Below are 22,884 nucleotides of genomic sequence, written 5' to 3' on the forward strand. Positions count from 1 at the left end.
CTTTAGTACTGCCTTGTCCGTATTTGTCGACAGGCGTGTAACAGCGGTTATCGGGCGCTCCGGAGGCGGGAATCTCCGCTGCATGAACCACAACACCCCGGTCCCCCCGCTCTCCCCCCGCCCCCTGCGCCACCTCGCCGAGGTGCACCGCCGTGTCGTGACCGCCGGCCGGCTGCGCGCGACCGGCGTCTCGGTCGCCGAGGCCAACGAGCAGTGCCGGCCCGGCGGCCCCTGGCAGCAGCTCCTCCCGGGCGTCTTCCTGCTCCACCCGGGCCCGCCGACCAGCGAGGAGCGGCTGCACGCGGTGCTGATGTACGCGGCCCGGGAGCAGAGCGCCGGGGTTCCCGTGCAGCCGGGCGCCGAGGAGCCGCACCGGCCGGTGTACGCGGAGGCGATGATCACCGGCCTCGCGGCGCTGACGCTGCACGGCTTCAGCTCGACCCCGCCGCTGCTCTCCCTGGACCGGATCGACGTCCTGGTCCCGAGGCTGCGGCGGCTGCGCTCGACGGGCGGCGCGCGGATCGTCCGCACCTCGGCGCTGCCCGCCGCCGAACAGGTCACCGGAGTTCCGGTCGCCCCGGTGCCGCGGGCCCTCGCCGACGCGGTCACCGAGCTGACGGACGCGGGCGCGGTACGCCGGCTGCTGACCGAGGCGGTACGCGGCGGACACTGCGAACCGGCCGCCGTGGTGCGGGAGTTGACCAACGCCAAGCTGCTGAGCCGCCCGCACGTGGTGGACGCGGTGGACTCCCTGCTCGCCGAGGGCCGCGCCATCGCGGAGGACCGGCTGTACCGCATGGTCCAGGAGTACGGCCTGCCCGACCCGGTGTGGAACGTGGACCTGAGGCTGCCGGGCGGCCCCCACCTGGGCGGCCTGGACGCGTACTGGCCCGAGCAGGCCGTCGCGTTGGAGCTGGACACCCGGGCACCTCGGCAAGGCCATCGGCAGGACGACGACGCCCTGTGGTCCGAGTACGCCCGCAAACGCGAGCACCTGGAGCGGCTCGGCATCACGGTCGTCCACATCACCCCGCGCAAGCTCAGGGACGCGATGGAACAGCAGGCGACGGTGGTCCGTACGGCCCTGATGGCCTCCGGCGACCGGGATCCCGCCGCCTATGTCGTGGTGCTGCCCCGGTAGTGACGGACCGGGGCAGGGCCAGGAGGGGAGAGGAGGGGCCACGGCAGCGGACAGCCGTGGCCCCTCCTCGTGCGCGCCTACCCGCCGCAGTACTCCGCCTCGATCACGGCGTCGCTGTCCCCCGACCAGTCGCCGTTGAAGTTGAAGGCGAGGGAGTGCCGGCCGTCGGCCGTGGTCACGGCGACGGAGGAGGAGCCGTGGATGCCGCCGTCGTGGCCCCACACATGGACCCCGCAGCTCAGCTCGCGGTCGATCAGGGCGAGGCCGTAACCGGCGCCCTGGTGCTCGTCGACGGGCACCGTCGCCTTCATCTCCCGGAGCTGTTTCGGCGGGAGCAGTTTCCCCCGCAGCAGGGCCGAGTAGAACCGGTCGAGATCGGCCGAGTCGGAGATCATCTCGCCCGCCGAGGAGGCGAGGGAGGGGTTCAGCTCGGTGACGTCGTACGTCGGTCCGGTCGCCGTCCGCGCGAGCTTGGAGTAGGCCCGGCTGCTGGGGCGGGGCACGGTGACGCGGGTGCCCGGGACCGAGGTGGCGGTCAGGTGCAGCGGCGCGATGACACGGCGGCGGATCTCCTCGCCGTAGGTCCGTCCGGTGACCTGGTGGATCACCATGCCGGCCAGGACGTAGTTGGTGTTGGAGTAGCTCCAGGAGGTGCCGGGTGCGAAGTCCGGCCGGTGGGCCATGGCGATCGCGACGAGCTGCTCGGGGCTCTGGGTGTCGTAGCGGTGCGCGAGGAAGCCGTCCTTGAGGAAGTACGTGCTCGCGAAGGTTTCGTCGGACGTGTAGTCGAAGACGCCGCTGGTGTGGTTGAGGAGTTGGCGCAGGGTGATCCGGCCGCCGTCGTGCCCGTTGCCGTGGACCGTGCCGGGCAGCCACTTCTCCACCGTGTCGTCCAGCGACAGCCGTCCCTCGGCCTCCAGTTGGAGCAGCACGGTGGCGACGAAGGTCTTGGTGATGCTGCCTACGCGGTAGCGGTCGTCCGCCGAACGCGGGGCGTGCGTGCGGAGGTTGCCGACCCCCGCGGTGGTCGACCAGGTGGTGCGGCCGTCCCTCGCGGTGAGCGTCACCCCCGGCACACCGTCCTGCACCGCGGCGCGGACGGCCTGTCGGGTGGCCTCGTGCGGGTCGGCCCCGGCCGCCGTCGCCGGGGCGGCGAGGCCGGTCGCGAGCGCCACGGCGGCCGCCCCGACCACCACAGTCGTGCGTACGGTCATGTCTTCCCCCTGTTCCGGCACGCTCGGCGAGCGTGATCGGCGGGAGAGACTCACCGCGGACGGCGAGGGTTGAGGTGGATCAGGAGGGTTGAGCCGGTTTCAGCCCTTCTTCAGGACCAGCTCGGTGTTCCGGTCCCGCGAGGCGCCGCCGAGCTTGTCGCTCGACCCGGGGGCGTTGTAGGCCAGTTCGCGGTAGAGGGCGGCGAGACCGGTCTGGGAGAGGTCGGCGAAGTCGGTGCGGTGGGGCGCCGCGGACTCGATCAGGGTGGTGAGGATCGAGATCGTGCCGTCCTTGTTGTCGGCCAGTTCGACGACCCGCGCGAGGTGCGGGAAGTCGATGTGGGAGGCGGTGGAGATCTCCCAGAAGGACCGGCCGCCGGGGGCGGAGTGGGCGGTGATCACATTGCGGTGGATGTGGCCGTTGACCCAGGCGAGGACGTTGCTGTGCTTCGCGAGCAGGGCGACGACCTCCTGGCCGTTGTGCCGGCGCTCCCCCAGGTGGGCGGGGTCGGGGCGGGTGTTGGTCATCGAGTCGCTGGTGTGGTGGCTGAAGACGACGGCGAAGGAGTCCTTGTTCTCCCGCAGCGTCCGGTCCAGCCAGCGCAACTGCCGGGTGCCGACGGAGCCCTGGTAGTGGCCGCCCGGGTCGGTGGTGTCTAGGCTGATGCCCACCACGTCGTCGGCGATGCGGAAGCTGTAGTACTGGGTGCCCGCGTCGAGGTTGGCGGTGGAGTAGCCGTGGCCGACCGGGCCGACGCCCCGGTGTGCGGGGTCGAGGTGGGCCGTGAGGTAGTCGCGGGCGGTGTAGGGGGCGCGCCGCTCGTCCGGGGTGACCGAGCGCATGCTCCTGGCGTGCGTCTTGAGCAGGTCGCGGAAGGCGTGGCCCTGGGGGTCGGAGGCCGTGCGGATCATGTCCTGGAGCTTCTTCGACTCGGACGCGGGCAGCGACATCAGCTTCTTGCCGCCGACGGCGTACTCGGCGAGCCAGGAGTCGCCGTGGCCGTAGCAGCCGAGCGGCAGGCTGTCGTGGTTGCCGACCGTGGAGTACCAGGGGATGGTGAGGCCCGGGCTGTTCAACTCCCTTACGGCGGCGGCGAGATAGCCCTGCAGGTGCGGGAAGCCGCGCTGCTTGTCGGCGTCGCGGGTGGTCGAGTCGGGCTGCCAGTACTGCTTGAGGCCGCTGTTCTGGACGCCCTCGTAGTGCCGCGGGTCACCGGAGTTGGGGGTGATCCTGCCGCCGCTCATGACGGCCAGGAACCAGTCGAGCTCGGTGTGGCTGTTGTTGTCCGTGTTGTCGCCGGTCGTCATGGCGAACTGGAGCGGGGCGCCGGTGACGGGGGCGCCGCGCAGCGCGTTGATCCGCTCGACGAGCGAGATCGCGCCCGGCACGGTCAGCGCCTCCTGCGGCCGCCAGGCGTGCACGTCGGTCGAGCGCAGGTACTCCAGGCGCATGGGGTGCTGGGTGTCCATCAGGTGCAGGTCGGTGAGCTGCACGAACGCGGCCAGCGCGGTACGGCGGCCGGCCCGCCCGGCCTTCGGGGCGGCCAGTTCGGAGCGCACCGTGCGGCTCCAGCCGGGGCCGTCGCCGAGGCGCCGGTAGCCGGAGCCGGTGCGCGGGGCGGCGACGGAGGCGACGGTGGTGCCGCGGGTGTACGGGGCGAGGGGGGCCGCGGCCGGTGCGGCGGCCCGGTGGACGGGCTGGGCCACCGGCGCCTCGGCGGCCCCGGTGGCCGTCGCGGCCTGGCTGTCGGTGGGCCGCAGGGCGTAGCCGGCGCCCGTGGAGACGGCGGCCGCGCCCGCGGCGGCGAGGACGGTACGGCGGTGGACCCCCAGCGTGCTGCTGGCGACAGAGCGTGTGCGCGACATGGCGCGATCTCCCCGAGTGCGAACTGCGTCGGCAGTGGTCGCGGGTGATCGCGTTCGCGAACGACCCGCTCGCTCTGGATGCTTGGCACCGGGAATGACCTGCGCGTGAACGAGACGGCAACGCGCAACGCCGATCACCGTACGTGGATCTTGGCCCACCTCGCGTGTCCAGGAGCGCTCGTCGAACGGCCCGGGGGCGGTCACTCCGTGTTCATCTTCCGGGGTAGGACTGCTATCCCCCGGGCCGGCCGGCCACCGGCCGCTCCCGCCACAGCCGCAGGCCGAAGTCGACCAGCGGCACCCGGTTCAGTTCCGGTACCGCGTCGAGGTCGTGCCAGGCGGCCATGTCCGTGGAACCGCCGACCTCGAAGCGCAGTTCGCCTCCGGTGACGCGGGCCTCGTACAGGAGGCCCACGTGGTGCGCGTCGGCCGTGCGGCCGAAGCGGAGCCGTTCCGGGAAGCGCACCGACCGCACGCCGAGCAGACCGGTGAGCTCGACGCGGTGACCCGTCTCCTCGGCCACTTCCCGCAGCACGGTGTCGTAGGGGTCCTCGCCGTGCTCCATGCCGCCGCCCGGCAGGGTCCACTGCGGCCGGCCGTGGTTGAGCCAGCGGGCCAGCAGGATCTGACCGTCACGGACACACACGGCGTAGGCCGCCACCCTCGACTTCTTCCACATACGGGCAAGTTAGCCCGCCGGGACCGGATTGGCCGGTGAGTACTCGGGCGCGGACCAGCGCAGCGGGAGCGCGCAGGGGGTCTCGACGGTCTCGTGCACGGTGAAGCGCACCCTGCGCTCCGGGCCGAACTCGGTGCTCGCCTCGCCGGTCAACTGGAGGGCCGTGCCGGTCGTCCAGTCGAGGAACAGCAGACCGGCCCGCGGGTCCGCGGCGAGGTTGCCGAGGGTGAGGAACATCGAGTTGCCCGGGTAGTCGCGCCAGCTCAGCTCGCCCGGTGCGTCCACGCGCACGAAGCCGGCGTTGCCGCCCCGATGGCTGGCGTCGGCGCCGCCCTCGCGCACCGAGGCCAGGAAGAAGGTGTCCGCCGTGGTGACGAACTCGGCCTGTCGGGGCGTGAGTTCACGGCCGCGCAGCGCGCCCCCGGGGCGCCGGCCGGCCACCACCTCGTACGACTGTCTCTTCTGGAGGTACTTCGGGCAGTTCGCGAAGACCTGCTCGGCCTCGATGGTGAACCCCCCTGCCGTGGGCCCGAGTCGGCCGTTGAGGCGCATCCGGCGGCGGGTGCGGGGGTCCAGGGCGATCGTGCCGATCGGGGTGCCGGGGGTGGCGAACGCCCTCGCGAGGGGGTCGGACGGCAGCCATCCGCCCGTGACCGAGACGCGGTGCGGGCCCGTCGCCCGCACGAAGCCCGGCGCGCCGGTGAGCGGGGACGCCCAGACCCGGCCCGTCGAGGGGTCCGCGGCACCGGCCACCAGCAATGGCTGGAGCTCCAGGAAGGCCGCGGCGACCTCCCGGATGCCCGAGCCGACCGAGCGGCCGACGTGATCGGCCTGCTCGCGCACCCCGACCCGGTCCTGCACGGCCCGCGAGCCCGCGTGAAAGACCCCCATGGCTAGAAGAACCCGCAGGTCGGGGCCGCACCGGAGGGGGCCGGCGCCTCTTGGGCGCCGCTCGGCACGAAGATCTCCAGGCGGGTGCCGTCGGGGTCGTGGAAGAAGATGCCGCCCGACGCCGCGCCCTCGCGGTGGGCGACCACCCCGTCGTGGGCGAAGTCGGCGCCGTACGCCCGCAGCGCCTCCTCGTACTCCCTGATCCGCTCGATCGAGTCCGCCTGGAAGGCGAGGTGGTGCAGGCCCGCGCGGTCGGAGGCGTACGGCTGCTCGGCCTGCTGCCAGAGGGTGAGGACGAGGGTGTCGCCCTCGCCGAGGAAGGCGTACCTGCGCCCCTCCTCCTTGCCCTCGGCGAGGGACGTGAAGCCGAGGACGTCCCGGTAGAAGGCGAGCGAACGGTCGAGGTCGGTCACGTTCAGGCCGATGTGGCCGGTGCGCAAGGTCACGGCTGTCCCCTTCAGCTTGGATAACCCGGTGGTTAACCCTTGTGAGGGACTTTAGGGGTTAGAAGTGGTGCATGCAACCGGTCACGTACGCTTGACCGGTTAGCACGGAAGGGAGCCCCCACATGCCCGCCCCCCGCGACCCCCGCCCGCTCACCGGTGAACCGCTCGCACTCGACCTGCTCAACACGCGGTGGATGAGCGAGGGGACCCTCCAGGACCTCCTCACCGACGTCGACGGGCTCGCGGTGTGGCTCGATTCGGCCGGACTGGGCGGCGAGCACACCCCGGACGACCGGATGCTGCGGCACGTGCGGCAGGCCCGGGAGGCTCTGCGCACGGCGGTGGACGGGTCACTGGAGGAGGGGGCGCCGCTCGTCGACGCGGTGCTGGAGCACGGGCGGGTCCGGGTCGCGCTGACCCCCCAAGGCCCCTTCGAGCGGCCCGAGTTGCGCGATGCGGCCTGGGGCCCCGGCTGGCTCGCCGCCCGCGACTACCTGCGACTTCTCGACACCGCGCCGGACCGGATCAGGTCGTGCGCCCACGAGTCGTGCGTGCTGCACTTCCTCGACACGTCGAGGAACGGCACCCGGCGCTGGTGCTCGATGGCGACCTGCGGCAACCGCGCCAAGGCGTCCCGGCATTACGCGCGCACCAAGGACGCCTGAGGGGCGCCCGAAAGAGTCACCCAAGAGGGCGTCAGGGTGAATTGCCCGCTTTCTGGCGCGACTTCACCGATGTCCCCAAAGGGCATCGCGGGTTTTCCCCATACACCCATATCGATTCGGTCAACTCTCCCTAAACATCCTTCCCATGCGTAAAGCTGGGCGGTCATCCGGGGTCTTCTTCCGGATCGCCGTGGCCAGGACCGATCGGTCCCGGTCACACACCCGCTCGTTCCTTTACCTACAAGGGATGCCGATGACCCTCACCCCCCAGCGCGCTCCGATATCGGGCGCGAGACGTGTGGCGCGCATAGCCGCGGCCGCCGGACTCGTCGCCGCGCTCTCCGCGGCGGGTCCGATACCCATGGCCTTCTCCGCCGACGCGGGCACCACCCCCGCGGCCTCGGACCCGGGCCTGAAGTCCGCCGACGAGAAACTCGGTGCGGACGACGCCGACGCGCTCGCCGAGGCCAAGGCCGACGGCGCGAAGAACATCACGCTGATGGTCGCCACCGCCCCCGGGAAGACCGAGCAGGTCGCCGAGGAGCTGGACGCGGTCAAGGGCGGCCTGGTGGGCCAGACCTACGACAAGCTCGGTTACGTCCGGGCCACCGTCCCCACCGCGAAGGCGGACTCGGCCATCGCCGCCGCCGCGAAGCTCTCCTCCGTGCACGGCATCGACGTCAAGCAGGACATCCCGCTGGACGACCCGACGCCGAGCGCCGACACCGCGAAGGGCGCCGCGCACAAGGCCACGACGACCTACCCGGCGCCGAACAGGAAGACCCCCGCCGAGAACCCGTACAACCCGTCCTTCGAGACGGGCGCCGTCGACTTCGTGCAGGAGCACCCGAAGGCGGACGGCCGCGGTGTCACCATCGGCATCCTGGACTCGGGTGTGGACCTCGGCCACCCGGCCCTGCAGAAGACCACCACCGGTGAGCGGAAGATCGTCGACTGGGTGACGGCGACCGACCCGGTCGCCGACGGCGACGCCACCTGGCGGCGGATGACGACCTCGGTCTCCGGCCCGAGCTTCGCCTTCGACGGCCGCACCTGGACGGCGCCCGCCGGGTCGTACCAGGTCAACCTGTTCCGTGAGGCCGCGACGACGGGCGGCGACGCCAAGGGCGACGCGAACCGGGACGGCGACACCACCGACACCTGGGGCGTGCTGTACGACAAGGCCGCCGGGACCGTCCGGGTCGACCTGAACAACAACCAGAACTTCGCCGACGACACCCCCATGAAGCCGTACAAGGACGGCTTCCAGGTCGGGTACTTCGGCACCGACGACCCGTCGACCGACGTCGCCGAGCGCCAGCCGTTCGTCGTCGAGATCCGCAAGGACGTCGTCTACGACGCCGCGGGCAGCAAGGCCGACTACGTCAACATCGGCGTCATCGAGTCCGAGCACGGCACCCACGTGGCCGGCATCACCGCCGCCAACGGCCTGTTCGGCGGCCGGATGAACGGCGCGGCCCCGGGCGCGAAGCTCGTCTCCTCCCGTGCCTGCACCTGGACCGGCGGCTGCACCAACGTGGCGCTGACCGAGGGCATGATCGACCTCGTCGTCAACCGCGGGGTCGACATCGTCAACATGTCGATCGGCGGTCTGCCGGCGCTCAACGACGGCAACAACGCGCGCGCCGAGCTCTACACGCGCCTCATCGACACCTACGGCGTCCAGCTCGTGATCTCCGCGGGCAACTCCGGCCCCGGTGCCAACACCATCGGCGACCCGGGCCTGGCCGACAAGGTCATCTCCGTCGGCGCGACCGTCTCCAAGGCGACCTGGGCCGCCAACTACGGCTCCGTCGTGGAGAAGAAGTACGCGATGATGCCGTTCTCCTCGCGCGGTCCGCGTGAGGACGGCGGCTTCACGCCGACCCTGTCCGCCCCGGGTGCGGCCATCAACACCACCCAGACCTGGCTGCCGGGCTCCCCGGTCGCCGAGGCGGGCTACTCGCTGCCGGCCGGCTACTCGATGCTCCAGGGCACCTCGATGGCCTCCCCGCAGGCGGCGGGCGCCTCCGCGCTGCTGATCTCGGCCGCCAAGCAGAAGCACATCGCGCTGACGCCGGCCACCCTGCGCACCGCCCTCACCTCGACCGCCGACCACATCAAGGGTGTGCAGGCGTACGAGGAGGGCGCGGGCCTCATCGACATCGTGGACGCCTGGGACGCCATCAAGGACGGCGCCACCGCCCACGACTACACCGTCAAGGCCCCGGTCGACACCGCGATCGACCAGCTCCTGAAGACCCCGGGCTACGGCACCGGTCTCTACGACCGCGAGGGCGGCCTGAAGGCCGGCCAGAAGAAGACGTACGACGTCACCATCACCCGTACGTCCGGCGCGGACAAGGCGATCCGGCACGACCTCCGCATCCGCAACAACGCCGGTGACACCTTCCGGATCCTCGGCAAGGGCGACGTCCGGCTCCCGCTGAACCAGCCGGTGACCGTCAAGGTCCAGGCCCAGCCGAGGTCCGCGGGCCTCAAGAGCGCGATCCTGGTCGTCGACGACCCGAGGACCGAGGGCATCGACCAGCAGGTCCTGACCACGGTCGTCGTCTCGGCGCCGGTGAAGTACACCTACACCGCGTCGAACACCGTGCAGCGCAACAGCACCCAGTCGTACTTCGTGACCGTGCCCGCGGGCGCCAAGTCGCTGGAGGTCGCGATCGGCGGGCTCAAGGACAAGAGCCAGACCCGCTTCATCGCCATCCACCCCTACGGCGTCCCGGTCGACAACACCAGCACGCCGTACTGCTACAACAACTACCTCGACGGCAACGGCTGCAAGCCCGACGCCCGTTCCTACGCCGACCCGCAGGCCGGTGTCTGGGAGATCGAGGTCGAGTCGCGCCGCACCTCGCCGCTGCTCGACAACCCGTACAAGCTGGACGTCGCCGTCTACGGCGCGACCTTCGACCCGGAGACCGTGACCGTCCCCGAGGCCAAGGTCGGCACCCCGGCCACCGCCTCCTGGAAGGTGACCAACACCCTCGCCGCGATCGACGGCAAGCCGGCCGGCGGCCCGCTCGGCTCGTCCAAGACGGCCCGCCCGACCATCACCGAGGGCACCACCCAGACCAGCACGGTCGAGGTGCCCGCGGGCGCCAAGTCGCTCGACGTGGCCATCGGCAACGTCTCCGACGTCTCCGCCGACCTGGACCTGACGGTCTACGACGCGGCCGGCACCGTGGTCGGCTCGTCCGCCGACGGTGACTCGGAGGAGGCCGTCTCGGTCGCCTCGCCCGCCGCCGGTACGTACACCATCGAGGTCGTGGGCTACTCGGTCCCGGCCGGCTCCACGGCGTACGACTACCAGGACGTGTTCTTCTCCAGCGCCCTGGGCACCGTCACCGTCTCCGACGCGCCGGTCAAGCTCGCCACCGGCGCCTCGACGACCGTCTCCGGCAGCGTCACCGCCCTGGCGCCCGCTCCGGAGGGCCGTGAGTTCTTCGGTCAGGTCAGCCTCGTCAACGCGCGCGGCACGGTCGCGGGCAGCGGCAACGTGAAGATCGAGAAGGTCACGCCGTAACACTTCTCCGTACGGCGACAAGGGGCGGGTGTCCGTGAGGGCGCCCGCCCCTTCCCGTGTCTCAGCAGGCCGAGGCCCGCGACTGCGGCAGCGAGGCGGTGATCCAGGCCCGCTCCCGGGCGATCTCCCGCTCACCGACGACCCAGTGGTCGGGAGCGGGTGAGCCCTCGCTCACGCCGAACAGGACGTGGGTGCCCCGGGTGAGGGGCTCGGGGAGGTCGTAGGCGCCGATCACCCAGGTGAGGCGGTCGGCGCCCCGGGCCGGCTTGAAGTACCGGCTCACCTGCACGGTGACCTGCAGTTCCCCGGTGGCCGGGAGTTCCCTGACGGCGGTCACCTCGCCCTCGGCGACCGTGGTCGCGCAGGCCAGGTAGGCCGGACTGCCGAAGCGCACGCCCGACTCCGCCTTGGAGGCCGAGTCGGCGCTGCCGCCCGCGTCCGAGATGTTCGCGCCGGTGTGCCCGACGAGCCAGCCGAGGCCGGTGACGACACTCGCGGCGGCTGCCACCGCCAGGGTGCCGAAGGCCAGGATGCGGACGCGGCGGCGGGCCGGGGCGGGCCGGGGCCGCGCGGACACGGGCTCCGGGGCGGGCGGCGGGGCGGCGAGCGCCTCGCCGAGGAGCCCGAGCTGCTCCCTCAGCAGGCCGATGTCGGCCTCGGCCGCCCGGTACTCGGCGAGGAACGCCTCGTCCGCGCGGGCCTCGTCACCGAGCTCCGCACCGGTGATCGCGGCCATGAGCGCGTCGCTGTCGTACGTCTCGTTCTCGGCGCTCATGTCACACCACCTCGTCCTCGTGCAGCCGGGCGCGCAGGGCCCGCACCGCCGTGTGCAGGCGGCTTTTCACCGTGCCCTCCGGGACGCCCAGCTCCTGGGCGATCGAGCGCACCGGCAGGTCCGCGAAGAACCGCAGCACCAGGACCTGGCGCTGCTGGTCGGGCAGCTCGTCCAGACCCTGCGCGACAGCGACGGACAGCACGCTGGTGTCCTCCCCGGAGGGGTGCTCGTGCTGTCTGAGCGAGGCCAGCCGCTCCCCCAGGCGCTCCTGGCGCTTCTTGGCCCGGTGCCAGTCCATGGCGAGGTTGGAGGCGACGACGGCGGCCCACGCGGACACGTCCCGCGGCGCCTCGTGCCCCTTCGCCGCCCGCTCCAGCAACCGCAGGCGGACCTGCTGCACCCCGTCCGGCAGGTCCGCCTGCGGCACCCCGCCCAGGGCGAGCACGGCCCGCACCCGGCGTTCCTGCGCCGCGTCCAGGGGGTCGTCCCCCTGGGTCCGGCGGCCGATTCCGCGCAGCACCGACACCCCTCCCCTCGCCGCGTTTCTCCTACGACGCCGGTGGGACGGAAAACGTTCGGCGGGGCCCGCGACAATTTCTCCGAGGTGTACGTCACACCGGGCGCCCGGGACCGTACGGCTTGCGGCACGGAACCGCGGCGGGGCGAATTTCTCCAGCTCAGCGACGGGGGGACGGGTGTTCCGCAACGGATCGCCACCGCCCGGCGTCCCAGTCCTCGAGCATGGAGCACAAAGAATTGGACAGGCTCACCCGGGTCGGCCGCATGATGGAAAAGCCTCGGTCAAGCACGCAGAGATAGGGAGTCACCGTGAGGGTCGGAATCGTCGGAGCCACCGGACAGGTCGGCACGGTCATGCGGAAGATCCTCAAGGAGCGGAACTTCCCGGTCACGGAGCTGCGCCTGTTCGCCTCCGCCCGCTCGGCCGGCTCGGTCCTGGACGGCGTGACGGTGGAGGACGCGGCGACGGCCGACTACACCGGCCTGGACATCGTGCTGTTCTCCGCGGGCGGCGCGACCTCGAAGGCGCTGGCCGAAAAGGTCGCCTCGCAGGGCGCGGTCGTGATCGACAACTCCTCGGCCTGGCGCAAGGACCCCGAGGTCCCGCTGGTCGTCTCCGAGGTGAACCCGCACGCCATCGCGGACCGCCCCAAGGGGATCATCGCCAACCCGAACTGCACCACGATGGCCGCGATGCCGGTCCTGAAGGTGCTGGACGCGGAGGCGGGCCTGCAGGCGCTGATCGCCACCACCTACCAGGCGGTGTCCGGCTCCGGTCTCGCGGGCGTGGCGGAGCTGCACGGGCAGGTGCAGAAGGTCGCCGCCGACGCGGACCGGCTCACCCACGACGGCGGCGCGGTCGACTTCCCCGAGCCGCAGGTCTACAAGCGGCCCATCGCCTTCAACGTCCTGCCCTTCGCGGGCAACCTCGTCGAGGACGGCCTGAACGAGACCGACGAGGAGCAGAAGCTCCGCAACGAGTCCCGCAAGATCCTGGAGCTCCCCGAGCTGAAGGTCTCCGGCACCTGTGTGCGCGTCCCGGTCTTCTCCGGCCACTCCCTCCAGGTCAACGCCCGTTTCGCGCGCCCGATCCCCCCGGAGCGCGCGACGGAGCTCCTGGCGGGTGCCCCGGGCGTGACCCTCTCGGACATCCCGACCCCCCTGCAGGCCGCCGGCCAGGACGCCTCCTTCGTCGGCCGCATCCGCCGCGACGAGACGGTCGACAACGGCCTCGCCCTGTTCATCTCCAACGACAACCTCCGCAAGGGCGCCGCGCTGAACGCGGTCCAGATCGCGGAGCTGGTGGCGGCGGAGCTCAAGGGCTGACCCTCAGGGCCGCCTGACCTCGTAGAGGAAACAGCCGTACTCGACGGCCCGGACGTGGACCAGCGCCACGGACGGGTCGTCGAACGCGTTTCGGAAGGCGTCGTCGTCGACCCTCCCGACCAGCTCCCCGCCCAGGATGTGCCCGGCGGCGGAGTACCGCCGGACGGTCCGGTGGGCGTCCGCGAACGGATACCGCTCGCGTCCGTCCGGCCCCGCGCACTCCTCGGCGTGGAGGAAGACGGGACCCTGTTCGTCGTACGCCCCGGGCTCGGCGCCGGTGACGGCCGCCCAGCGGCGCAGGGGTGCGTAGGAGACCAGCGCGATCCGCTCGCCCGGCTCGCTGCGGCGCAGACAGCAGCGGAGCGGGGCGCCGCCCTCCTCGTCGGTGAAGGGGGACAGCGGGCGGCCGGAGTCGTCGGCGGTGCGCAGTTCCGCGGCCACGGCGGGGGCGACGGGCCGTGCGGTGTAGGTCGTCATGGCACCAGGCTGGCGCGGCCGCGCGCGGATGACCGGCGGAAACCGGACCTCGAACCCCCGGAACCGCAGGGTAATCCCCCGATGCGTGGGAGACAGTTCGTGGAAGGATGGCCGGACCGCCGAACCTACTCATATCGAGGAAACAAGGAGATGACCGCGTGCCTGGCACAAACCTGACTCGCGAAGAGGCTCAGCAGCGCGCGAAGCTGCTCAGTGTCGAGTCCTACGAGATCGATCTCGACCTCTCCGGCGCGCAGGAGGGCGGTACCTACCGGTCCGTGACCACGGTGCGCTTCGACGTCGCCGATGGGGGCACCTCCCGCTCGAGCGAAGCCGAGAGTGGGGGAGGTGTCGAGTCCTTCATCGACCTCGTCGCCCCCACCGTCCACGAGGTCACGCTGAACGGGGACGCCCTCGACCCCGCCGAGGTCTTCAAGGACTCCCGGATCGCCCTTCCGGGCCTCCTGGCGGGGCGCAACATCCTGCGGGTCGTCGCCGACGCCGCCTACACCAACACCGGTGAGGGCCTGCACCGCTTCGTCGACCCGGTCGACCAGCAGGCGTACCTGTACACCCAGTTCGAGGTGCCGGACGCCCGCCGCGTCTTCGCGTCCTTCGAGCAGCCGGACCTGAAGGCCACCTTCCAGTTCACCGTGAAGGCGCCGACCGGCTGGACCGTCATCTCCAACTCCCCGACGCCCGAGCCGAAGGACGACGTCTGGGTCTTCGAGCCGACCCCGCGGATCTCGTCGTACATCACGGCCCTGATCGTCGGCCCGTACCACTCCGTGCACAGCGTGTACGAGAAGGACGGCCAGTCCGTGCCGCTGGGCATCTACTGTCGCCCCTCGCTCGCCGAGCACCTCGACTCGGACGCCATCTTCGAGGTGACCCGGCAGGGCTTCGAGTGGTTCCAGGAGAAGTTCGACTACGCGTACCCGTTCGAGAAGTACGACCAGTTGTTCGTGCCGGAGTTCAACGCGGGCGCGATGGAGAACGCGGGCGCGGTCACCATCCGCGACCAGTACGTCTTCCGCTCCAAGGTGACCGACGCCGCGTACGAGATGCGCGCCGAGACCATCCTGCACGAGCTGGCCCACATGTGGTTCGGCGACCTCGTGACCATGGAGTGGTGGAACGACCTGTGGCTGAACGAGTCGTTCGCCACCTACACCTCCATCGCCTGCCAGGCGTACGCCCCGGACAGCCGGTGGCCGCACTCCTGGACCACGTTCGCCAACTCCATGAAGACGTGGGCGTACCGCCAGGACCAACTGCCGTCCACGCACCCGATCATGGCCGAGATCCGCGACCTGGACGACGTGCTGGTCAACTTCGACGGCATCACGTACGCCAAGGGCGCCTCCGTCCTCAAGCAGCTCGTCGCCTACGTCGGCATGGACGAGTTCTTCGGCGGGGTGCAGGCGTACTTCAAGCGCCACGCCTTCGGCAACACCCGGCTGTCCGACCTGCTGGGCGCGCTGGAGGAGACCTCCGGCCGTGACCTGGGGAACTGGTCGGAGAAATGGCTGCGGACGGCCGGCATCAACGTCCTCCGCCCGGAGATCGAGACGGACGGCAACGGTGTCATCACCTCCTTCGCCATCCGCCAGGAGGCCCCGGCGCTCCCCACGGGCGCCAAGGGCGAGCCGACCCTGCGGCCCCACCGCATCGCCGTCGGCCTGTACGAACTCGACGACACCAGCGGCAAGCTGGTCCGCGACGAGCGTGTGGAGCTGGACGTCGACGGTGCGCTGACGGCCGTACCGCAGCTCGTCGGCAAGCGCCGTCCGGCGGTCGTGCTCCTCAACGACGACGACCTGTCGTACGCCAAGGTCCGCCTCGACGAGCAGTCGCTGGCCTTCGTGACCGAGCACCTGGGTGACTTCGAGTCGTCGCTGCCCCGCGCCCTGTGCTGGGCGTCGGCGTGGGACATGACGCGGGACGCCGAGCTCGCGACCCGCGACTACCTCTCGCTGGTCCTCTCCGGGATCGGCAAGGAGTCCGACATCGGTGTCGTGCAGTCGCTGCACCGGCAGGTGAAGCTGGCGATCGAGCTGTACGCCGCGCCCGCCGCCCGCGAGACCCTGCTGACCCGCTGGACCGACGCCACGCTGGCCCACCTGCGGTCCGCGGCGGCCGGCAGCGACCACCAGCTCGCCTGGGCGCGGGCGTTCGCGGCGACGGCCCGCACCCCCGAGCAGCTCGACCTCCTGGAGGCGCTGCTCGACGGGTCCCAGGTCGTCGAGGGACTCGCCGTCGACACGGAGCTGCGCTGGGCGTTCGTGCAGCGGCTGGCCTCCGTGGGCCGCTACGACGAGTCGGAGATCGCGGCGGAGTACGAGCGGGACAGGACGGCGGCGGGTGAGCGGCACGCGGCGACCGCGCGTGCCTCGCGGCCGACCGAGGAGGCGAAGGCGGAGGCCTGGTCGCAGGTCGTCGAGTCCGACCAACTGCCCAACGCGGTCCAGGAGGCCGTCATCGGCGGGTTCGTGCAGACCGACCAGCGGGAGCTGCTCGCGCCGTACACAGAGCGGTACTTCGAGGTGGTCAAGGACATCTGGGAGTCCCGCTCGCACGAGATCGCCCAGCAGATCGCGGTCGGCCTCTACCCCTCCCTCCAGGTCTCCCAGGAGACCCTGGACCGGACGGACACCTGGCTGTCCACAGCCGAACCGAACGCGGCCCTGCGCCGCCTGGTCTCCGAGTCCCGCGCAGGCGTGGAACGAGCCCTGAGGGCCCAGACGGCGGACGCCCAGGCGGGGGAGTAGAGGGCGGAGGCCACTGACCCAACGGGGGCCCGGCGGTCTTGCCGGGAGGCTGGTCCGGCGGGAGGCTCGGCCCTGCGGGGTCGGCGTCCTGCGGGGGCGGACGTCATGCGGGGGCCGGCCTGGCCCTGCGGGGCCCGGTGGCCCAGCAGGACTCCTGCCCCTGCGGAACACGGCGGCCCTGCGAGGGTCCTGGCCCACGGTCCTGCGGGGCGCGGGTGGGTCAGCGGTCCGATCGAAGGCGGCCACGGGTGCCGGGTGACCCGACGCGGCGCGGGTCGCCCGGCGGTCCGGCGGGGGCCCAACAGCCCGCCTTGCGCGGGGCTGCCAGGCCACCCGGCGCACGCCGGGCACCCAACAACCCGGCGTGAAGCGGGCGCCCTGCCGTCCGGCGGGCGCGGTTCGCCCAACCGCCCGGCGGGACGCGCGCAAGCAACAGCCGGCGGGACGCATGCGGCCCAGCCGCCCGGCGCAAGGCGGGAGTTCAGCAACCCGGGGCGGGGCGGGGGTCCCGGTTAAGCGTCTTGTGTGCAGATCAGGTGGGCCGTGTTCAGCATCGTGCGGAGGTGCAGGGCGGTCTGGGCGGCGACCGGGATCCAGCGCAGGTCGTACGTCTTGCCCAGCTCCTGGCTCCACTCGCGCACCAGGTCGTCGAGGATCTCGGCGGCGCGGGGGTCGGTGCGGGCCAGGGCGCGGGCGGCCATCGCCGCCACCCTGAGCGGGATGCGGCGGGCGGAGATCCCCCGGGACGCGAAGTGGCCGTGGAAGCGGCCGGGTTCCTCCGCGGCCCAGCACGCGACGATGGACGGCGCCACGTCGAGGAGTTCCCGCGCCGCGGCCCCCAGCGGGGCCAGATCGTCCGGTACGGCGGTGTCGAGCCGGGTCCCGAGGACGTCCTGGAGTTCCCGGGTCCGGCCCAGCAGCACCTCCCCCAGATGCGCGGCCGCCCGGTCGGGGTCGGCGACGGGCCGGGCGTCGCTCACCGAGGGCACGGCCCAGGCGGGGGTCTCGATCAGGGTGGTCAGGGTGCCGTGGCGGCGGGGGTGCAACCAAGTGCTCTCGGCGACGTAACCGCTCGGGTCGCGCTCACCCTCGCCGTGCCCGTCGGGCAGCACGAGGACACCGGGCGGGTCGAGCCGCCAGTCGGGTCCGTCGACGGGGTCCCGGTCGACGGGGACGCGCAGATGTGCCGCCGTCCGCCGGAAGGCCTCCGCGGCGCCGGGCACCGACCGCGTCATCATCACGAAGGCACCGCCGAACTCGATGCCGTGCAGGGTGAACTGGGCGACGGGCCGCAACTCGTCGAGGAGCCGCAGGAGCGCGGCCGACTCGGGCAGCGGCAGTCCGGGCGGCACGGGCAGGGACTCCGGCTGCAGGGCGAACGCGGGCCGGTAGAAGTAGCGGTGACATTCCGTCAGGGACGGCTCCGGCTGCTCCGGCTGCCAGCCGTGCGCGAGGTGCGCCCCGTCGGGGTCGAGGCAGAGCAGGAAGTGCCAGGTGCAGCCGAGCGCTTCGAGCACGCGGGGCCGGCCGGCGAACAGCGCGGCGAGCCGCAACGCCGAGGCCCCGCCCACCGGTTCGTTGGCATGGGCACCGGCGACGGCGAGGACATGGCGGGCGCCGTGTCCGGCGGACAGCAGCCACAGGGGGCGCCCGGCGCGGCTCGTGCCGACCCGGTCCAGCCGCAGCAGGCCGGGGGCGGCGCGGACCAGCGTACGGGCCCTTCGCTCCAGTTCGTCGACTGCCGGATAGAGCGAAGTCCGCACGCCGGTCCTCCGAGAACGCTGTTGATCCGATCAAGCACCCTGGGAATTACTGTCCCCAGTGGTCTCTTTCTTGTCCAGCGGGCGAATCACGATTTTGACGGTCATGTGAGCTCCTCTCAACTGCCGCCGTTGCCGCCGCTGTCCCCCGTGGTCTCCTTCTTGTCCAAGGGGCGGATCACGATCTTTGTCGGCATCGCAACTCCTCGTCTTAGTACGGGATTTGACCTTTCCGAAGCGATCGCTGACCGCTCTTGTCAAGGCTGTGCCGAGGGGGTCAGAGTGTCAAGAAGGTGTACGTGTAAAGGGGAGGGGGCCCTGGTGGCGGATACGGTGACGGTGACGGTCGAGTCGCTCGGGCGCCCCCGCATCAAGCCCGAGCACCGCGCCTACCGCACGGTCGACGGCAACGTCCGCGTCGGCAGCGTGATCCACGGCATCGGCGCGGAGATCGCCGACCCGCAGGGCTGGGTGTGGACGCTCGTCGAGGCGATGGACGGCACGCGGGGACCGTCGGAGGTGGTCGCCGAGGTCCTGCGCACGCACCCCGGGCTGACCGACGCGGACGCCCGCCAGGCCATGGCGGACCTGCTGACCGCCGGTTTCGTGGACGACGCGGGGGCGCCCGTACCGGTGCCGCCCCGCGAGGAGGACCGCTACAGCCGCGGTGTCCCCCTGCTCCGCTGGATGGACCTCGCCCCGCGCACCAGCCCCTGGGACGCCCAGCTCCGGCTGCGCGGGGCCCGCGTCCTCCTGCTCGGCGTCGGCGGCACGGGCGGCCACGCGGCCCAGGCCCTGGTCGCGTCCGGGGTGGGCCACGTGCACTGCGTCGACCCGGACGTAGTCGAGCTCTCCAACCTCAACCGCCAGCCCCTGTACCGGGAGTCCGACCTCGGCCGCCCGAAGGTGGAGGCGGCACTGGCGACCCTGCGGGCACTGAACTCGGACGTGACGGTGACCGGGGAGCGCAGCGAGGTGACGGGCCAGGAGGACCTGGCGGAGCTGCTGGCCGGCCCCCGGGAACGCGGGCGCCGGGCCTCCTCCCCGTACGACCTCCTCGTCCTCGCCGCCGACCGTCCCGAGGCCCTCCGGCGCTGGACCAACCGGGCGTGCCTGGCGGCCGGACTGCCGTGGGTCGACGCCGGATACCGGGGTCCCCTGGTGACCGCCGGGGTGTACGTACCCGGGCGGGGGGCCTGCTGGGAGTGCCTGCGGGAGGGCGAGATCGCCCGGCGCGACCTGCGGCTCGGGCCGGGCCAGGACCCGGAGATCGCCTCGCCGCGGATGCCGTGGAACCCTGCGAGCGCCGTCACCGCCGGGCTCTCGGGAGCGCTGCTCGCGCATGCCGCCCTCGCCCTGCTGACCGGGGTCCCCGCGATGGAGCCGGGTTTCCGCTTCGGCGTGAACCTCATGCTCCCCGGCGACCCGGTCCACCAGCGCACACCCCGGCTCCCGGACTGCCCGGCGTGCGGGGAGCGTGCGTGAACCGGGTACGGCTGCACGCGCTGGACTCCCGCCCCGACGGCGACGAGTGGATCGTGGGCCGCCGCGCGACCGGCCGTTTCGTGGCCCTGCCCGAGGTGGGCAAGCAGGCCCTCGACCTGCTCGACGAGGGCCTGACCCCGGCCGAGGTGGGCGCCCGGCTACGGGACCGGACCGGCGACGACATCGACGTACCGGACTTCGTGGCGGCCCTGCTGGACCTCGGGTTCGTCGCGGAGGTCGACGGCCGTGCGATCGAGCAGGAGCCGCCGCCGACACCGACGTTGGCGTGGATACGGCCCCGTCATGTGCGCCGGCTGCTGAGTCCCGCCGTCCCCGTGGCGGTCGTCCTGCTGATCGCGGTCACCGTGCTCACCCGTCCGCCCGTGCCGCTCGACTACCGCACCCTGCTGTGGAGTTCGCACGGCAGCGCGGTCCTCGCCCTCGGCGCGGGCGTCGGCTGGAGCCTGCTGCTGCTCCACGAGTGCGCCCATCTGCTGACCGCCCGGGCGACCGGGGTGGCGGGGCGGATGCGGCTCGGCACCCGGCTCCAGTTCCTGGTCATGCAGACCGACATCAGCGGCATCGAACTCGCCCCGCGACGCCACCGGTTGACCGCCTACCTGGCCGGCATCGCGACCAACCTGACGGCCGCGTGCCTGGCCGCCCTCGCCGCGGGCGCCACGAGCGGCACACCGCGCCGCGTCCTCGCCGCGGTGGCGCTGCTCGCCCTGCTCCCCCTCCCGTTCCAGCTCCTGGTCTTCATGCGCACGGACCTGTACTTCGTCCTCCAGGACCTCACCCGCTGCCGCGACCTGTTCGGGGACGGGGTGGCGTACACGCGCTACCGTGCCCGGCGTCTGCTGCGGCGCACCGGGGAGGTGGACCCCAGTCTCGAACTGCCCGCGCACGAACGGCGGGCCGTGCGCGCGTACAGCGTGGTGCTGGTCCTCGGCACCACGCTGTGTCTCGCGTTCTTCGCCGCCGTCACCCTGCCCGCCGACCTCGCCCTGTTCACCCGAGCGCTGGTCAAGTCGTATGCGGGGCAGACGGCTTGGGACCGGCTGGACGGGATCGCCGTCGTCGTCACGCTCGGCGGGCTGCACGCCCTGTGGCTGCGCACCTGGTGGCACGGCCGCAGGCTCAGACGGACACCATCCCGCCCGTCGCGTTGACGAACGTGCCGGTGATCCCGCCCGCGTGGTCGGAGGCGAGGAACACCGCGGTGGCGGCGACCTCGGCGAGGGTGGGGTTGCGGCGGGTCATGCGCATCCCCGCGAGGTGGTCGACGATGCCCTGGACGGCACCCTCGTCGATGGCCGGGTTGACCGCGGAGAGCTTCTCCACGGTGAAGGTCTCCGGCACCCCGGCCACCCACAGCCCGACCGCCCGCACCCCGCGCGGCCCCAGCTCGATCGCCAGGTTGCGCACGAGGGTGTCGATCGCCCCGTCCGCCGGTCCGGTGCCGCCCATCATCGGACTGCCGTGCGCGGAACCGCTGTTGAGGGCCAGGATCACACCGGAGCCGCGTGCGGCCATCCGGCGTCCGGCAGCGCGGGCGGTGATGAAGTTGGCGCGCAGACCGTCGGCGACCGGCCGCATGAAGTCGTCGACCGGCATGTCGGTCAGCGGCGCGCCCTGCACATCGCCGCGGGTGACCAGGTTGATGGAGATGTCGATGTCCCCGACCTGCTCGGCGTGCGCCTCCACGGCCGCCTCGTCCAGCGCGTCCACGACGGCGACCTCGGCGTCCTTGATGTCGGCGGCCACCGCCTCCAGGGAGGCACGGGTACGGCCGACGAGGTGGACCCGCGCGCCCTGCTCGGCGAAGGCACGGGCGACGGCCCCGCCGATGGAACCGCCGGCGCCGTAGACGATCGCGGTCTTGTCGGTGAGCAGCATGGTGAACTCCTTGGAAGGTGTTTCGTACGTGACATCCATGCAGACGTACGACTCCCCCGACGCTCATCGGTCGGGTCACCGCTCCTCGGTCGGCTCCTCGGTGGTCACAGCCGCGGGGGCAGCCCGAACGCGGCGAACAGATGCGGCTCGAAGGAGGTGATCTCCGCGATCCGGTCGCCGCGGCCCTCGTCGCCGAAGCGCAGGACGTCCAGGACCTGGGCACGGAAGACGCTGGTCCCGGGCCTGCGGACGTAGTTCGCCGCCGCGAGCTGGCCGTTGGCCCGGGTGGGCAGGCTGCGCCAGTGTCCGAGGAACACGGGGGAGGCGGGGTCGAGGCTGACCCGCACGAAGTCGATGATCGCGTCCCGGCCGACGAACCAGAACGGGTTCGGCGGCATCGTGAGGGTGACGTCCTCGGTGAGCAGCGCGGCCATCGCGTCGAAGTCGAGGCGTCCGACGGCGGCCATGTACCGGTCCAGTACGGCCTGTTGGCCCTCCGTGGGCACGGTGGCCCGCCAGTCCGCGCGCTCCCGGGGCAGGTGCTCGCGCAGCGTGGGCCGGGCCCGCTGGAGTGCGCTGTTGACGGAGGCCACGCTGGTCTCCAGGGCCTCGGCGGTCTCGGCGGCCGTCAGCCCGAGGGCGTCACGCAGGACCAGCGCGGCCCGCTGGCGCGGGGGCAGGTGCTGGATCGCGGCGAGGAGGACGAGCTCCAGGGTCTCGCGGGACACCGCGGCGGACTCGGGCTGCTCGTGCTCCTCGGTGAGGGGCATCTCGTCGTCGGGGTAGGGCTGCAACCAGGTGACACGGGCGGGCGGCTCCCCCTCGCCGTGGTTCATCCCGGGCACCGGCTCGTAGCGCTGCGGGCGGCGGGCGGTGCGTCGCAGCAGGTCCAGGCTGGTGTTGGTGGCGATCCGGTACAGCCAGGTCCGCGCGCTCGCCCGCCCCTGGAAGCCGTCCCGCGCCCGCCAGGCCCGCAGGAAGGTCTCCTGCACGAGGTCCTCGGCCTCGTCGTACGACCCCGTCATGCGGTAGCAGTGCACCTGGATCTCACGCCGGTACTGCTCGGTGAGGGCGGCGAAGTCGGTCTCGGAGAGGGAAGCGGCTTCAATGGGTTGCGTAACGGATCCCGCTGTTACGGAATCCCCGGCGTCGTGGGTGGTGTCCCGCACCGTGCGCGCCACACGCCTCAACTGGGCGACCGACTCCGACAGTTCGGACACGGTCGAGTAGAGGGCGTCCGCCGGCTGCGGCGCCAACCGCTGGGCCTGCCGCCCGATGTCGTCGATGAGCCCCTGCACGGTGAGTCCCTGCGGCTGCCGCCGCCCCCGGTAGGCCTTCTGCCGACAGGCGGCCGAGCAGTAGACGGACCCCCGCCCGGTCCGCCCGGCCCGCGCGGGCAACGGCTCCCCACACACCGCACAGC

The 22,884-nt window shown here is 72.2% G+C and carries 18 protein-coding genes; 7 read left to right on the forward strand and 11 right to left on the reverse strand.

Going from position 1 to position 22,884, the window contains the following annotated elements:
- The first annotated feature begins 82 nt into the window (after positions 1-82).
- A complete protein-coding gene (locus ACZ66S_RS02830; protein WP_469899148.1) occupies positions 83-1,141 on the forward strand; it encodes a hypothetical protein in 1,059 nt (352 codons plus the stop codon).
- A 77-nt stretch (positions 1,142-1,218) separates the two neighbouring features.
- Here the strand turns inward: ACZ66S_RS02830 and ACZ66S_RS02835 are convergent, their stop codons facing one another.
- The 5 genes from ACZ66S_RS02835 to ACZ66S_RS02855 all read right to left on the reverse strand — a co-directional run bounded on the left by ACZ66S_RS02835 (position 1,219) and on the right by ACZ66S_RS02855 (position 6,237).
- The gene (locus tag ACZ66S_RS02835; protein ID WP_469899150.1) at positions 1,219-2,355 is read right to left on the reverse strand and encodes a serine hydrolase domain-containing protein; all 1,137 of its coding nucleotides are present in this window, start codon (positions 2,353-2,355) and stop codon (positions 1,219-1,221) included.
- Positions 2,356-2,454: 99 nt separating this feature from the next.
- Positions 2,455-4,221, reverse strand: coding sequence for a TIGR03767 family metallophosphoesterase (locus ACZ66S_RS02840; RefSeq protein ID WP_469899152.1), 1,767 nt, complete (start codon positions 4,219-4,221; stop codon positions 2,455-2,457).
- A 232-nt stretch (positions 4,222-4,453) separates the two neighbouring features.
- Positions 4,454-4,900 carry an NUDIX hydrolase gene (locus ACZ66S_RS02845; RefSeq protein ID WP_469899153.1) on the reverse strand — a complete coding sequence of 149 codons (447 nt, stop codon included), beginning with the start codon at positions 4,898-4,900 and terminating at the stop codon, positions 4,454-4,456.
- 9 nt (positions 4,901-4,909) lie between these two features.
- A complete protein-coding gene (locus ACZ66S_RS02850; protein ID WP_469899155.1) occupies positions 4,910-5,791 on the reverse strand; it encodes a pyridoxamine 5'-phosphate oxidase family protein in 882 nt (293 codons plus the stop codon).
- Positions 5,792-5,793: 2 nt separating this feature from the next.
- A complete protein-coding gene (locus ACZ66S_RS02855; RefSeq protein WP_469899157.1) occupies positions 5,794-6,237 on the reverse strand; it encodes a VOC family protein in 444 nt (147 codons plus the stop codon).
- 122 nt (positions 6,238-6,359) lie between these two features.
- Between ACZ66S_RS02855 and ACZ66S_RS02860 the strand changes: the two genes are divergently transcribed.
- Positions 6,360-6,902 carry a CGNR zinc finger domain-containing protein gene (locus ACZ66S_RS02860; protein ID WP_469899158.1) on the forward strand — a complete coding sequence of 181 codons (543 nt, stop codon included), beginning with the start codon at positions 6,360-6,362 and terminating at the stop codon, positions 6,900-6,902.
- 253 nt (positions 6,903-7,155) lie between these two features.
- Entirely contained in the window at positions 7,156-10,449 is a 3,294-nt protein-coding gene (locus ACZ66S_RS02865) for a S8 family serine peptidase (protein ID WP_469899160.1), read from the forward strand.
- 61 nt (positions 10,450-10,510) lie between these two features.
- Here ACZ66S_RS02865 and ACZ66S_RS02870 read toward each other — a convergent pair whose 3' ends face one another.
- Both ACZ66S_RS02870 and ACZ66S_RS02875 read right to left on the reverse strand, forming a co-directional pair.
- Positions 10,511-11,224: a hypothetical protein gene (locus ACZ66S_RS02870; RefSeq protein WP_469899161.1), complete on the reverse strand. Its 714-nt coding sequence runs from the start codon at positions 11,222-11,224 to the stop codon at positions 10,511-10,513.
- A gap of 1 nt (position 11,225) precedes the next feature.
- Positions 11,226-11,750 (reverse strand): sigma-70 family RNA polymerase sigma factor, encoded by a 525-nt coding sequence (locus ACZ66S_RS02875; RefSeq protein WP_053852501.1) that lies wholly within the window; start codon positions 11,748-11,750, stop codon positions 11,226-11,228.
- 302 nt (positions 11,751-12,052) lie between these two features.
- On the opposite strand from ACZ66S_RS02875, the gene ACZ66S_RS02880 reads away from it, so the two are divergent.
- The gene (locus ACZ66S_RS02880) at positions 12,053-13,069 is read left to right on the forward strand and encodes an aspartate-semialdehyde dehydrogenase (RefSeq protein WP_469899162.1); all 1,017 of its coding nucleotides are present in this window, start codon (positions 12,053-12,055) and stop codon (positions 13,067-13,069) included.
- Between the two features lie 3 nt (positions 13,070-13,072).
- On the opposite strand, the gene ACZ66S_RS02885 is transcribed toward ACZ66S_RS02880, so the two are convergent.
- Positions 13,073-13,546, reverse strand: coding sequence for a DUF1203 domain-containing protein (locus ACZ66S_RS02885; RefSeq protein WP_469899164.1), 474 nt, complete (start codon positions 13,544-13,546; stop codon positions 13,073-13,075).
- Between the two features lie 158 nt (positions 13,547-13,704).
- On the opposite strand from ACZ66S_RS02885, the gene pepN reads away from it, so the two are divergent.
- A complete protein-coding gene (pepN, locus tag ACZ66S_RS02890; RefSeq protein WP_469899165.1) occupies positions 13,705-16,317 on the forward strand; it encodes an aminopeptidase N in 2,613 nt (870 codons plus the stop codon).
- 512 nt (positions 16,318-16,829) lie between these two features.
- Here pepN and ACZ66S_RS02895 read toward each other — a convergent pair.
- Positions 16,830-18,080, reverse strand: coding sequence for a M14 family zinc carboxypeptidase (locus tag ACZ66S_RS02895; protein WP_469899167.1), 1,251 nt, complete (start codon positions 18,078-18,080; stop codon positions 16,830-16,832).
- A gap of 366 nt (positions 18,081-18,446) precedes the next feature.
- On the opposite strand from ACZ66S_RS02895, the gene ACZ66S_RS02900 reads away from it, so the two are divergent.
- Together ACZ66S_RS02900 and ACZ66S_RS02905 are read left to right on the forward strand one after the other, a co-directional pair.
- Entirely contained in the window at positions 18,447-19,562 is a 1,116-nt protein-coding gene (locus tag ACZ66S_RS02900) for a HesA/MoeB/ThiF family protein (RefSeq protein ID WP_469899671.1), read from the forward strand.
- Positions 19,559-20,734: a hypothetical protein gene (locus tag ACZ66S_RS02905; protein ID WP_469899169.1), complete on the forward strand. Its 1,176-nt coding sequence runs from the start codon at positions 19,559-19,561 to the stop codon at positions 20,732-20,734. Before ACZ66S_RS02900 ends, ACZ66S_RS02905 begins: the two co-directional genes overlap by 4 nt.
- On the opposite strand, the gene ACZ66S_RS02910 is transcribed toward ACZ66S_RS02905, so the two are convergent.
- On the reverse strand, positions 20,703-21,461 hold the full coding sequence (locus tag ACZ66S_RS02910; protein WP_469899170.1) for an SDR family NAD(P)-dependent oxidoreductase: 759 nt from the start codon (positions 21,459-21,461) through the stop codon (positions 20,703-20,705). The two genes, ACZ66S_RS02905 and ACZ66S_RS02910, sit on opposite strands and share 32 nt — an antisense overlap.
- Positions 21,462-21,565: 104 nt before the next feature.
- Positions 21,566-22,759 (reverse strand): sigma-70 family RNA polymerase sigma factor, encoded by a 1,194-nt coding sequence (locus ACZ66S_RS02915; RefSeq protein WP_469899171.1) that lies wholly within the window; start codon positions 22,757-22,759, stop codon positions 21,566-21,568.
- Positions 22,760-22,884 lie beyond the last annotated feature (125 nt).

The organism is Streptomyces sp. NPDC107471, from assembly GCF_055582845.1.

Bases quoted from the DNA above. Each gene is read 5' to 3' on its own strand.
- ACZ66S_RS02830 (WP_469899148.1), top strand. From the start codon at position 83: ATGAACCACAACACCCCGGTCCCCCCGCTCTCCCCCCGCCCCCTGCGC.
- ACZ66S_RS02835 (WP_469899150.1), bottom strand. From the start codon at position 2,355: ATGACCGTACGCACGACTGTGGTGGTCGGGGCGGCCGCCGTGGCGCTC.
- ACZ66S_RS02840 (WP_469899152.1), bottom strand. From the start codon at position 4,221: ATGTCGCGCACACGCTCTGTCGCCAGCAGCACGCTGGGGGTCCACCGC.
- ACZ66S_RS02845 (WP_469899153.1), bottom strand. From the start codon at position 4,900: ATGTGGAAGAAGTCGAGGGTGGCGGCCTACGCCGTGTGTGTCCGTGAC.
- ACZ66S_RS02850 (WP_469899155.1), bottom strand. From the start codon at position 5,791: ATGGGGGTCTTTCACGCGGGCTCGCGGGCCGTGCAGGACCGGGTCGGG.
- ACZ66S_RS02860 (WP_469899158.1), top strand. From the start codon at position 6,360: ATGCCCGCCCCCCGCGACCCCCGCCCGCTCACCGGTGAACCGCTCGCA.
- ACZ66S_RS02865 (WP_469899160.1), top strand. From the start codon at position 7,156: ATGACCCTCACCCCCCAGCGCGCTCCGATATCGGGCGCGAGACGTGTG.
- ACZ66S_RS02870 (WP_469899161.1), bottom strand. From the start codon at position 11,224: ATGAGCGCCGAGAACGAGACGTACGACAGCGACGCGCTCATGGCCGCG.
- ACZ66S_RS02885 (WP_469899164.1), bottom strand. From the start codon at position 13,546: ATGACGACCTACACCGCACGGCCCGTCGCCCCCGCCGTGGCCGCGGAA.
- ACZ66S_RS02910 (WP_469899170.1), bottom strand. From the start codon at position 21,461: ATGCTGCTCACCGACAAGACCGCGATCGTCTACGGCGCCGGCGGTTCC.